This is a genomic window from Halomonas sp. OfavH-34-E (genome assembly GCF_024124525.1).
Taxonomy (GTDB): Bacteria; Pseudomonadota; Gammaproteobacteria; order Pseudomonadales; family Halomonadaceae; genus Halomonas; species Halomonas litopenaei.
Map to the genome: position 1 here is coordinate 92,525 of NZ_JAMXRY010000011.1, position 12,593 is coordinate 105,117.

Below are 12,593 nucleotides of genomic sequence, written 5' to 3' on the forward strand. Positions count from 1 at the left end.
GGGTCGTCGTCGAAGGGAAGAAGGTCAGCCCATCAGGCCTTTGGTCGGAGAAGAGGTGCCGCCCAGAGGGGACACCTCGTCGATGTCGAAGAACCACTTCTCACGGATGCCGGCATCCAGATTGACCCGTTTCAAGGTGTTCTTGATTCGCCGCGAGGCGGCTCCATCCTCGAAGGGGTCATAGGGATTGCTCAGGGCGCCCAGCGAACGCTTGAAGGTCTCGCTCAGGGCGGTCTCGATGCCCTTGGCGATGGCCTCCTCCGAGGCCTCGACATTGATCACGTTTCCCGCTTTGAGGCGGCCGTCCTGACGCTTGCCGACATTGACCACCGGCCGACGGAAGGATGGCGCCTCGATCAGACCGCTGGAGGAATTGCCCACCAGCACATCCATGTGCTCGAGACAGCCGTGATAGAGACGCTGCCCCAGACTGTCGACCAGACGCCTGGCCTCGGGGCGCTCGGCACACCAGCGCGCCAGCCGCGCGTTGATGCTGCGTCCATGACAGTCGGCGTTGGCCTTGCACACCAGCACGTCCAGATCCTCGAAACGCGACAAGGCCGCGATCAGCGCTTCCTCGTCCTCGCCCGTACCCGCGGTCACCGGGTGATAGGTGACCAGCGCGGTGGGCCGGTCCAGTGGCATGTCCAGGGCCCTTGCAAGCACTGCCCTGGTCGGCGTGCGGCTGCGGTACAGGTGATCGATGCCCGGCGCGCCGTGGACAAACACTCGGCCGGGGTCTTCCCCCATCTGCAGAATCCGCCGACGGTAGACCTCGGTAGCGGGAAAGTGCAGGTTGGCCAGCTTGGTCACCGCATGACGATAGTACTCGTCCAGGGCGCCACGACTGGTCTCGCCCCCGTGGAGGTGGGCCAGGGTGATACCGTGGGTGACCGCCGCCAACGCCACCGGCACGATTTCGAAACGGTCGCCCAGCAGGACCACCAGGTCGGGCCGGTCCTCGACCAGGGCATCGCCGACGCTCAACAGCGCCAGCCCCATGGCCTTGGTCATGGCGTTGCGTGAGTCCGACGCCAGCAGGATCTCGAGGCGTCGATGCAGACGAAAGCCGTCGCGCTCGATCTCGCTGACCGTGGAGCCGAACTCGGTGGACAGGTGCGATCCGCTGGCCACCAGCATCAGTTCCAGCGCAGGGTCTTCGTCGATTTCCCGAAGCAACCAGTAGAGCAGCCCATAGTCCGCTCGAGAACTGGTCAGGACCCAGATCTTTCTCGGTGTCATGCCAGTCCCCCTCATGCCCAGGCCATCATGTCAGATCCGCCCAGTCCAGCAGGGCGTCGCGACCGATACGGCGTCTGGCCACCCGACCGATCAACTGAGGCAGGGCGGCGGCCGGCAGACCGCTGCCAGGCCGCTTGAGCAGCAAATCGGCGTGCGCCAGCACCTCGCCGGCGTCGATGTCACGCCCGGCCACCACGCTGCGACGCACCAGTTCCCGCTGGGGCTGCTCACAGGGCGCCGGGCGCTTGCGACCATCGCCGAGGGCCTGCTCGATACGACGAATGGCGGTCACCATCGCCAGGAAGGCCTGAGGATCCAGCGAGGCAGCATGGTCCGGCCCCGCCATGGAGGTATCCAGGGTCAGGTGTTTTTCGATGACCACGGCCCCACGCGCCACCGCCGCCAGCGCGATATCGATGCCATCGCTATGATCGGAGTAGCCGACCGGGCATCCGAAGGCCTGGGCCAGGGTGTCCATGGCGGCGAGGTTGATCTGATCCACCGGCGCCGGGTATTCACTGACGCAGTGCAGTACCGTAACGTCGCCGGCTCCCGCCGCCGAAAGGGTCGCCAAGGCGGCTTCGATTTCCCCCAGGAAACTCATGCCCGTGGACAACAGCACCGGTTTGCCCTGGGCGCCGATACGTGTAAGCAGCGGCAGATTGGTCAACTCCCCGGAGGCCACCTTGAAGCAACCGACGTCCAGCGCAGCCAGCCACTCGACGCTGTCCTCGTCGAAGGGGCTGGCCAGGAACTCGATGCCACTGTCACGGCTGTACTGGGCCAATCGCCGAAAATCGTCAAGGCCAAGCTCCAGGCGCTTGAGCATGGCGTACTGGGAGCCGTCCTCCGGGCAGGCCTTTCGCTGGTAGCTTGCCTGGGCGGCGTCGGCGGTCACCAGTTGCTCCGCCTTGAACCACTGAAACTTGACGGCATCGGCGCCGCACTCACGTGCCGCGTCCACCAGCGCCATGGCGGTATCCAGGCACCCATTGTGATTGACGCCGGCTTCGGCGATCACCTGTACGCCTGGTGACTCGGCGCGGCTCGATGCCACCCTCCTGGTCTCGACAACCTCAGAATGACTCATTCGTGTCCCCTGCTTGCGCCTCTTGGCAGAAGCGCCTTCCCTGTTTGCGTAGACCTGCTTTTTGCGTAGACCTGCTTTAATTATTTTTTCGCCTTCTGGCGCTTTTCGCTGTGACGTCTTGTGGTGATGCGTGTCGGCCAGGCGCATTCATTGCCGTCGTCGCGCGGGCGTCCCGAGATACACTCCAGGGCGCGTTACGTCCCCTACCACGGTGGCGCCGGCGCCGATCACCGCCCCCGCACACACTTCGACCCCCTGGATCAGGTTGGCTCCGGTGCCGATCATCACGTCCGCCCCTAGCCTGACGCCCCCACTGAGCGTGGCACCGCAGGCGACGTGGACGTTGTCACCCAACACGCAGTCATGGTCGACCACCGCCCGGGTGTTGATCAGACAGCCTCGTCCCAGACGACTGCCGGTGACCACCACGGAACCATCCAGTATCACGCTGCCGTCTCCCAGCTTCACGTCGTCATGCACCATGGCGTTGTGCGTGATCAACGGCGGAAGGTCGAATCCCTGCGCCAGGAAGGCCTCGAGCAGAGCGCGCCGCCAGGGCGCGCTGGTGACCATGCCGACCCCCAGGAAGGCGACGCCTGGCAGGCCTTCCGGCGACGCCAGTCGACAACGGTCCTGCCCCAGCCAGGGGACCGGCATGGCCGACGAGGGCTCCTGTGCCACGTAGCCGGCCACCTGCCAGCCAAGCCCGCGCAGTCCATGCAGCAGCACCCGCGCATGGCCACCGCCGCCGATCACGAAGCACTGCTTCATCGGTGCCCGCCTCCCTTCATCGATGCGCGTTCGCTTTACCAGCGCTCCGTCCGTCACTTCGCCAGCGGTTCGTCCGTCGCTTTACCCGTGCCCTCATTTGCGCGCTTTACCGGAGTCCCGTCTCAGGCGCTCTGCGCCATTCGCTTGAACACCTCGTTGCGCGACATCAGCTCCCGGTAGCTGCCCTGATCCACCAGGCGTCCACGCTCCATCATGTAGATGCACTCGCAGGCCATGACGGTGGTCAGTCGATGGGCGACCAGCACGATGGTCTTGCGACCGGCGAAGTCGTGGATCGCATCCATGATCAGCCGCTCGGTGATGCCGTCCAGGGCACTGGTCGCCTCATCCAGCACCAGCACCTCGGCCTCGTGATAGAGCGCCCGAGCGATGCCGATGCGCTGGCGCTGTCCCCCGGAGAGCTGGACACCGCGCTCGCCGACCAGGGTCTCGATGCCCTGAGGCAGCTCGGCCACGAACTCGGCCAGGTGGGCGAGCCGAAGCGCCCTTTCGACGCGGTCGTCGTCGATGCACTCGGGGGCCAGACCGAAGGCCACGTTGTCGCGAATGCTGCCATCGCATAGATAGAGCTGTTGGGAGACGAAACCCAGCGCGTCCTGCCACTGGCGACGATTGGCCTCATCGATGACCTTTCCGTCCACGCTGATGCGCCCTCGCTGGGGCTGCATCAGTCCCAGCAATAGATCGATCAGGGTGGACTTGCCGGAACCGGAGGCGCCGACCAGGCCAATCACGCTATTGGCCGGTATCACCAGGCTGACGTCGTCCACCGCGGGAGAGCGTGCGCCGGGATAGCGAAAGCTGACCCCCTCGAGGCGAATCTCGCGCCGGGCCTTGAAGGCTGAGCCGCCCTGGGCCGGGTCACCGCCATGCTCAAGGGCGCATGCCTGGTCATGGGCATGGCTGGCCCGCAGGTCATTGCGAATTTCCTCGAGCGCATGCAGGTTCCCGCGGATGCTCGAGACGCTGGCGTAGATATGCTGAAAAGCCGGCAGCAGCTTGAAACCCGCCAGGGCATACACCGCCAGTACCGGCAGCATCGACGCCATCTCGCCCTGGTGGGTCTTGAGCAGGTAGAACAACAGCAGGATCACCGAGGCGAAGGCCACCACCTCCATCGCATAGCGCGGCGCCTGCTTGAGCGCCTGATTGGTGCCCTGGGCCCGGGCAAAGCGTCGACTGGCCCGGTCGAAACGCTCGGTCAGCTGGGTCTGACGCCCCAGCAGCAACAGATCCTTGATCCCTCCGAATCCCTCGGCCATCAGCCGAAAGCGCTGGCCCTGGGCCGCCGACAGCGCCTCGCCGTTGCTCATCAGGCGACGCCGGGCGGTGTGATAGAGCAGCAGGTAGGCCAGTGAGAACAACGCCATGGCGCACAGCGCCACCGCGGGGTTGTAGATCAGGATGGCCAGCGACATGAACAGCGCCAGCACCACCTTGGCATTCATCTGCATCAACGGATCGATGACGCCCAGCATGACTCGCTGGCACTCCTGAGCGATCTGCTTGGTCAGATAGCTGCTGCTGCCTCCGGCGTGGAACAGCCAGTCCTTGTGCATGTAGTGGGCGAACAGTCGGGAACCCAGCTCCGCCCCGACGGTGGCGCCGTAGACCGCCAGCCGCCACACCGTCACCATCGACACCACCGCGGCGACCGACAACGCGCCCAGCACCCCCAGCCCAAGCCATAGAAGAAAGCGCTCCGGCGAGTCGGCACCGCTGGCCCGATAGAGCTCGCCCATCACGCCGTCCCCGCCAAGACGCTCCAGATCGCCCACTACCGCCATGAAGGGCGCGATGGAGGCGACGCTGAGCAGCTCGCACAGCGCCATCGCCACCACCAGCACCTGCAGCCGCAGCAGTTGCCGGCGCTGGTGGTGAGTCAGCAGGCCGTAGAGTTCGCGCAGATCAGTCAGCATCTCACCGTCCCTGGTTGTCGCCGCTGCCGTACTTACTGGTAGGCATAGACATAGTGACCATAGCCGTAACCATGCCTGGCGCTGGGGTCCATGGCGTTGAGGATGCAGCCCTTGACCCTGACGTTGGAGGTCTCCAGGCGCCTGAGCGCCACCCTGACCTCCTTGACCGGGTTGAGCTTGAAGCGCGTCACCAGCAGGCTGGTGCCCACCCGGTTACCGACGATGGCGGCGTCGGTCACCGCCAGCACAGGCGGGGTATCGACGATCACCAGATCGTAGTCGCGACTGAACTGCTCCATCAGCGTGGTGAAACGCTCGCGCATCAGCAGTTCCGAAGGATTGGGCGGGCATGCGCCTCGCGACAGATAGTCGAGGCCTTCCACCTCGGTCTGGCGGATGACCTCGGCCACCTCGCTCTTGTCCGACAACAGGTCCGACAGGCCACTTTCGGCCTTGGCGCCGAAGGCGCTGTGCAGGTGTCCCTTGCGCATGTCGGCGTCGATGACCAGCACCCGTTGACCGGCCTGGGCACAGATCACGCCCAGATTCAGCGAGATGAAGCTCTTGCCGATCTCGGGGCTGGGGCCGGTGATCATCAGGCAGTTGTTGGGCGCTTCCATCATCGCGAAGTGCAGACTGGTGCGCAGGCCACGCAACGCCTCGATGGCCATGTCGGTCGGTTGAGTCAGGGCCAGCAGGCCCTTGATCACCGGCTGACTGCGCCGGTCGCTGCGATACTTGACCCGCTTGACCAGGCGCTGCTGAAACTCGGAAAGCGGCACCGTGGCGTACACCGGCAGCCCCAGGTCCTCGAGCTGGTCCGGGCTCTCGATGCCGCGATTGAGCATGCCACGCACCAGTACCACCGCCACCGCCAGAAAGGCACCGATAACGGTGGCCAGGGCCATCATCAGGCCGGCGTTGGGTGCCACCGGATCGTCATCCACGTACGCATCGTCGATGACCCGCACATTGCCGATGGTGCCGGCCTTGGCGACCGCCACCTCTTGCGCACGATTAAGCACATTGACATAGATCGCCTGGGTCACCTCCACGTCCCGGGTCAGGCGCACGATTTCCTGCTGGGACTCGGGCATCTCGCTGACACGCTCCTCCAGTCGGGCCTTCTCCTGGTTGAGGATGCCGCGCTGGCGCATCAACGCCTGATAGGTGGGGTGATTGCGGGTGAACCTCTGGACCAGTTCGGCTTCCTGGAAATCCAGGGTGTTGAGCTGTTCCTCCACCGAGATCAACTGCTCGACCACCGAGGCCGCCTCGGAGTCCAGGTCGATACTGTCCACCTCGACGCGATAGGCATTGAGCCGATCTTCCGCCGATGACAGCGAGGCCTTCAATGCCACCGCCTGCTCATCGAGAAAGGCCAGGCTCTGGTCGGCCTGGGCCGACTGCCGCTCGACATTCTGCATCAGGAAGGTTTCCGCCAGGACATCCAGCGACTCGCGCACCCGATCGATGTCGGTGCCGGTCAGGGTCAGGCGCAACATGCCGGTGCTGGCGCTCGAGCCGCTGCCCTGCTCGGTGACCGTCAAGCGAGCCAGCAGCGAATCGATGGCCGACACCTGGGGGCGCTTGGACAGGCTGTACTCTGCACCTGGCGCTGCGGTCATCTCGCGAACGCTCAACACCACATCGCCTCCGTCGAATCTTGCGGTATCGCCGACACGACCGACACCCAACAGATCACCGTCAGGACCAAATAGCTGATACCCGGCATCGCGGCCTGCCACCAGGCGGAAGGCCGCGCCGCGATAGGAGTCAGCGACCTCGAGGCGCGCCAGTTGCAGCGACTCCCCTGCCCACACCAGATGGCTCAGATCCCATGCCTCGGGCATCAACCGCTCGAGCCATCCAAGCGGAGCAGTCATCCAGCCCAGCTCAGCCAGGTCCTCTCGGGTCACCCCTTCACGCACCAGATAGTCACCGACCAGCGGCAGACGGCGTGGCGACACCTGGGTGTCGAGGGCGAGGCGGTCAACCACCCGCCCCAGCACCATGCGAGACCGCAGTATCTGCACCTCTGCCGAGGTGTTCTCCTCTTCTCCCATCACCGTGGCCAGGTCCCCCAGCGGACTGACCGAGGCCCGACGCTCCACGTGCACCAGGGCGTCGCCCTCGTAGATGGGTGGCTTGAGCAAGGCGGACACATAACCTGCCGCTCCGAACAGCAGGGTGACGGCGAGGATCCACCACTTGTGCCGGAGCAATAGCCCCAGGATGCGCCCGAGGTCGATATCCTCGCGGCCGGGAGCGGAAGGCAAGCGTGACATTTGGGTCATGACGGCAGGTCCTGTCGGTGGCCTCGAGCGCGGCGATACGAGGTCATGGCGCGAGCCTTCGGTGCCAGGCGTCGGCGGCATCGGAAAGCATCACGAATACCTGACGGTGTGCGTCCAGGCTCTTGCGGTAGGGGTCGGGGATATCGATCCCGTCGAGCCAGTGGGCAAACAGCAGGGTCTTGCCGGTGGCAAAGGGCGCAAGTTCGCTGACCGCCTGGCGCTGGGACGCACTCATCACCAGCACCAGATCGTGATTGGCGATCATCTCGGGCGTTGCCACCCGAGCGCGGTGGGCGCTCAACTCGAGCCCGGCTTCCCTGGCCAGCGCTTGCACCTCTGCGGGCGCGGCTTCACCTTCGCGCACCGCAGAAAGCCCGGCAGACTGAATCTCCATGGCGGGCAGCCGCCTCTGCAGCAGCGCCGCACCGAGCGGACTACGACACAGGTTCGCTCGACACAGCACCAGCGCACTGGCAAAACGCACCGATCAGATCTCGCCGATGCGGGTAGTGGTGTCGGCGATGGTGCCGGGCAGCAGTGCCGACGGCAGCAGCAGACTGATCACGTTGTTCCAGCGTGCCAGCGGGGCCGCCGTCACGTAGACCACGTCCTGGGGCTGCAGCGGGAAGTGGGTGCCCATGGTCAGCGAGGTGGCGTTGCTGATATCAAGCTGATAGACGGTGGCAAGCTTGGCATCGCCCGGCGGCTTGGGACGAATCACGAAGATCCCCGACGGTTCGGCGGTGGTCTCGATGACGCCGCCGGCTCGCGCCAGGGCGGTGGTCAGGGTGATACGTTCGTTGCCCAGCACCAGATTGCCGGGATTCCTGACCTGCCCCAGCACCGCGACGTTCTCGGACTCCAGGGTCGGGATATGCACCACGTCGCCATCGCGCAGCAGGCGGTTCTGGGTCTGGTCACCATGGCGCATCAGCGCGTACAGCGACAGCACCTCCCTGGTGCCATCACGATTGAGTACCACCTCGTGCCAGTTGGCCGTCTCCGATGGCCCCCCGGCCTGGCTGACCGCATCGACCAGGGTCAGCGGGACCGTGGTGATCGGCTGGGCGCCGGGGGTGGCAACCGCTCCACTGACGTAGATCTTCTTGGAATGGTAGGCGGCGACGTTGACGTCCACCTGGGGCTCGGTGATGTAGTTCGACAACATGCCGGTGAGGGTTCGGCGTATCTGGTCCACCGTCCGCCCGGCCACTCGGAAACGTCCGACATAGGGGAAATAGATGCGACCATCGGGCTGTACCGTCTTGCCGGTCTCTTCGGGGCTGCGCTCGGCGCCCCCCGGGATGGTCAGCTCGGGGTGGTCATAGACGGTGATGTTGAGCACATCACCCGGCCCGACACGGTACTCGTAGTCCGTCAACTGGGCCTTGAGGTAGGAAGGCATGGTGCTGGCGATATCGCCGGTGACGTTCTGGCGGAAGTTCGCCACCAATGCCGGGGTGATGGCCTGGATGTCGACCAGATGATCGATGTCCGGCGCCTCGGTCTCGTAGTCGATATGCCCGCCAGGGGCATAGGCACAACCACTCACGGTCAGCGCAAGCAGCACTGCGAAGACGGCACCCGCCAGCCAGCCGGGCGATCGTTGCGACTCGTCCACGACCCTTGTCCACTGGTGTGCCTGATTCACCTTATCCATATCGTCCCCCTGAGCGTGTGACACGCTACCGCCCCAGGGTGATATCGATGGCATATCCCTGAAGCCCTGCGCGTAGACAGATGGTTATTGTCACCGTCGAGGCTGCGTCTTCTGCGAGACGATCGACCACCGACAGCCCGCAGCACCCGTCGACGCTCGAAGACTCGATGGCCGCCAGGTACTGCGATTTATGCCAGTACGATTGCATAGCCGCGCCGTCCTGGCAGTCCGAAATTCCTGGCGTACACAGGCTGACAAACCCCATATCGGTATCCCGGAAGCATGAGAGCGACTGTTTCCGCTTGTAATTGCGTGTTCCTTGAGGACACGTCGGGGGCGCCAGCGGACAGTTACCGTGGAGAAAGTGTTTCTTTAGCCAAATCATAAGGTTGGAAATGTGCGAAAAAAGCACTGAGAAACCAGGATCGAGAATGTGGGCAAAGAGCGCGACCATGGGCCCTTCGCAGACGCACCATTGCAGTGCGACAGATCACTGATTCCTGATACGACGAGGTGATCGCTGCAGCAACCTCGGTTCATGCGCCGAGATGACGCATCTAGTCATTGGCGACATGGCGCGTCAGCCAGGGGGACGCCAGGCCTCCAACTACCAAAGCGCGGAGCGGCAAAAAGTATCCGGGCGAACGAAGCAAACTGAGAAAAAAATGCCCCCGGCAACGAGGGCATGGTAGCTTGCGAAAATTCAGGCAAGGACGAGGGAGAAAATCGGCAACCGGTCTCTCTCACCCCGTCATTGGGCCCCGTTCACGGCTCGGGGCTCTTGACTCGGCTCTTGCTACTCGGCGCTTTGCTCGCCAGGCTGCTGCTGGTTGGATCCTTGCTCGCCGCTATTGGCGTCGGCGTCCTGCTCGTCACTATTGGCTTCAGCGCCCTGCTCGTCGCTGTGCTGGTCACTCTGCTCGTCGCTCTGCTGGCCATCCTGCTCATCACTCTTCTCATCACTCTGCTCAACGCCGGCTGACTCCGCCGCCTCCTCATCGTCGGTGCTACGGGTCACCTCGGTCACCGGTGGCGTCGCGGCTTCCGGGGCCGCTTCGGCGCCACCCAGGCCATCGATCAGGGACGCCAGGGCGCCGTCGAGCCGGCTCAGATGATGGGCCATGGTCAGCGGATAGTTGGCGAAGATGCCGAGGCCACTGCCGCGCAGCACCACCGGGCTCCAGAACTGACGTTGCATACGCTCGATCTCGGCCAGCGCACGGGCGTAGCTGTCGCCGAGGCCCGCGCTTGCGATCAGATCCGCCTGGTCACGCTCGAGCGCCTCGAGCAGGTGTCCCAGCGCCCAGGTCTGACCGCGGGTCTCGTGGAACACGTTGTCGACGCGGTACCAGGGCACTCGACTGTCCTGTGCCACTTCGATACCCAGTTCCTTCAAGCGCTCGCTGTCGCTGACCGTGGATGACAGCCGCTCCCGCAACGAGGCCAACTGCTGGCGCACCGCGTCCAGATAGAGCGCCAGGCCCTGGCCCTGATCGACGAAGGACGCGCCGACCCCATCGTCGAAACGCGCCAGATAGGCGCGGGCCGAGTTCCCCGCCTGGGCCAGGTGATCCTCCATGGACGGGGCCAGCCAATCGTCGGCGTCCTGTTCGAGGGCAGCGATCAGAGTATTCACCGACTCACCGGCGCCGGGGTCGAAGTCCGCCAGGCTGGCGGCCATCAGCCTCGCCTGAACCAGCACACCAGTTTCCCAGGACGGCATATTGTCGAGCAGCAGTCCCGGCGGCATCAGGTCATTTCGCAGGTACCCGCCGGGCTTGTCCTGCAAGGTATCGATCAGGGTGGCCAGGGTCGCGACCGTAACGGTGCCTCTGGCCGCCGGCGTCGCGGAGATGCGCTGCTCCTGGGTGGCAGTCTCCACGTCGAAGCGCGACGGCGCCAGGCTCCACCAGATCCCCAGCCCCACCGCCACCATCACGGCAAGCACCAGCAGCACGGCGAGCGGTTTCCAGATCCATCCGTACTGCGGGTTCTCGAGCTCCTGACGACGCCTTTCGGCGCGCTGTCGACGACTGCTCATTTCGCTCTCCTTGTCGTTCATCAAAGGCCGGCCAGCCCTGCCTCCAATGAGGGAAAGCGCCGGCGCCAGTGGTAGAATACGCTTGCATCTGATCATAGCGCAGGGTCCGCGGGAACCCCGCCCCGCTTCCACGGTCACACAGTGGGGTCTGACACGGCAGGCGAATCCCGCCACGCCTTGCCCCGTCTTCCACACCCATCGTCAACAAGGATTCGACGTGTTCTTCGCCACACGCCTCTTGCTGTTCGTCTGTCTGCTGCTGTCCCCCTGGGTGGCCCAGGCCCAGTTCTTTTCCTCGTCGTCGAGCAGCGCCGAGTTTCTGCCGGTGAACGAGGCCTTTACCGCCAGCGCCTGGCACGACGGCGATCGGCTCTATATCGGCATGCAGAATGCCGACGGCTACTATCTCTATCGTCACCGCTTCTCGTTGGAACTGCCAGGCGAACCGGACGCCCTGGGTGAGCTGTCGCTACCGCCCGGGGAGGCCAAGACCGACGAATTTCTCGGCGACGTCAACGTCTTCTACGATCAGGTGGTGTTCAGTGCCCCGCTGGCCGACACCCGTCAGGGGCCACTGGACATCGCCCTGACGTTCCAGGGCTGCGCCGACGCCGGTCTGTGCTACCCCCCGGAACGCCTTGAGCTGGCCGCCGCCCAGAGTGAGCCCCCCGCCGCCTTTGCCGACGCTCTGGAGGACGGCCAGACGGCCAACGACAACACAGCCCAGGCTACCGCAGCGGACCTCGCCGGACAGCCGCCCACGAGCCAGCAAGCGGGCAGCCTCCCTACCGCCTCTGTCGATGCAGCTCCGCTCAGCGAAGACGGCCGCTTCCGCGCCCTGATGCAGGACGCCAGCCTGCCGTTGATGCTCGGACTGTTCTTTGTGGCCGGCCTCGGGCTGACCTTTACCCCCTGCGTGCTGCCGATGATTCCGATCCTGTCGTCGATCATCGTCGGTCAGAACCCCAGCCGCCCCCGCGCCTTTGCGCTCTCGGCAAGCTACGTCGCCGGCATGGCCGCCACCTACGCCCTGGTCGGCGTGCTGATGGGGCTGTTCGGCGCGGGGCTGAACCTTCAGGCGCGCCTGCAGTCGGCCCCGGTACTGATCGTGTTCGCCGCCCTCTTCACCCTGTTCGCACTGGCCATGTTCGGGGTCTTCAATCTACGCCTGTCCTCGGGGCTTGGCTCACGCATCGATGCCTGGCAGGCACGCGCCCAGCGCAGCGGCCCCCTGGGTCTGGCGCTGGCCGGCGCGCTGTCGGTGCTGGTGGTCTCGCCCTGCGTGTCGGCACCGCTGGCCGGCGCCCTGGTATTCATTTCCTCCACCGGTGACGCCGTCATCGGTGGCGCGGCGCTGCTGGCCCTGGCGCTGGGCATGGGCGTCCCGCTGTTGCTGGTCGGCGGCTTCGGCACCACCCTGCTGCCGCGCTCGGGCACCTGGATGAACGGGGTCAAGATCGCCTTCGGTGTGCTGCTGCTGGGCGTCGCCGTCTGGCTGATCGAGCGTTTGATCCCGGCCCCGCTCACCCTGCTCTTGTGGGCGGGTCTGGCC

Annotated in this window: 9 protein-coding genes; 1 reads left to right on the top strand and 8 read right to left on the bottom strand. The window is 65.1% G+C overall.

Annotation, left to right across the window (positions count from 1 at the left end; genetic code table 11):
* Nucleotides 1-24: 24 nt before the first annotated feature.
* The 8 genes from neuC to NH448_RS07160 all read right to left on the bottom strand — a co-directional run bounded on the left by neuC (nucleotide 25) and on the right by NH448_RS07160 (nucleotide 11,041).
* Entirely contained in the window at nucleotides 25-1,242 is a 1,218-nt protein-coding gene (neuC, locus tag NH448_RS07125) for a UDP-N-acetylglucosamine 2-epimerase (protein WP_045993984.1), read from the bottom strand.
* A 25-nt stretch (nucleotides 1,243-1,267) separates the two neighbouring features.
* Nucleotides 1,268-2,332 (bottom strand): N-acetylneuraminate synthase, encoded by a 1,065-nt coding sequence (neuB, locus tag NH448_RS07130; protein WP_253028628.1) that lies wholly within the window; start codon nucleotides 2,330-2,332, stop codon nucleotides 1,268-1,270.
* 147 nt (nucleotides 2,333-2,479) lie between these two features.
* Nucleotides 2,480-3,103, bottom strand: coding sequence for a NeuD/PglB/VioB family sugar acetyltransferase (locus NH448_RS07135; protein WP_045993983.1), 624 nt, complete (start codon nucleotides 3,101-3,103; stop codon nucleotides 2,480-2,482).
* Between the two features lie 122 nt (nucleotides 3,104-3,225).
* A complete protein-coding gene (locus NH448_RS07140; protein ID WP_045993982.1) occupies nucleotides 3,226-5,043 on the bottom strand; it encodes an ABC transporter ATP-binding protein in 1,818 nt (605 codons plus the stop codon).
* Nucleotides 5,044-5,075: 32 nt separating this feature from the next.
* Nucleotides 5,076-7,340, bottom strand: a complete 2,265-nt coding sequence (locus NH448_RS07145; RefSeq protein WP_045993981.1) for a polysaccharide biosynthesis tyrosine autokinase — start codon at nucleotides 7,338-7,340, stop codon at nucleotides 5,076-5,078.
* Nucleotides 7,341-7,383: 43 nt separating this feature from the next.
* Nucleotides 7,384-7,824: a low molecular weight protein-tyrosine-phosphatase gene (locus tag NH448_RS07150; RefSeq protein WP_045993980.1), complete on the bottom strand. Its 441-nt coding sequence runs from the start codon at nucleotides 7,822-7,824 to the stop codon at nucleotides 7,384-7,386.
* A gap of 3 nt (nucleotides 7,825-7,827) precedes the next feature.
* Nucleotides 7,828-9,000, bottom strand: a complete 1,173-nt coding sequence (locus NH448_RS07155; RefSeq protein WP_052704453.1) for a polysaccharide export protein — start codon at nucleotides 8,998-9,000, stop codon at nucleotides 7,828-7,830.
* A 796-nt stretch (nucleotides 9,001-9,796) separates the two neighbouring features.
* Entirely contained in the window at nucleotides 9,797-11,041 is a 1,245-nt protein-coding gene (locus NH448_RS07160; protein WP_253028629.1) for a DUF2333 family protein, read from the bottom strand.
* Between the two features lie 217 nt (nucleotides 11,042-11,258).
* Between NH448_RS07160 and dsbD the strand changes: the two genes are divergently transcribed.
* Nucleotides 11,259-12,593 (top strand): protein-disulfide reductase DsbD (dsbD, locus tag NH448_RS07165; protein WP_253028630.1); only part of this gene is annotated, 1,335 nt, incomplete at its 3' end.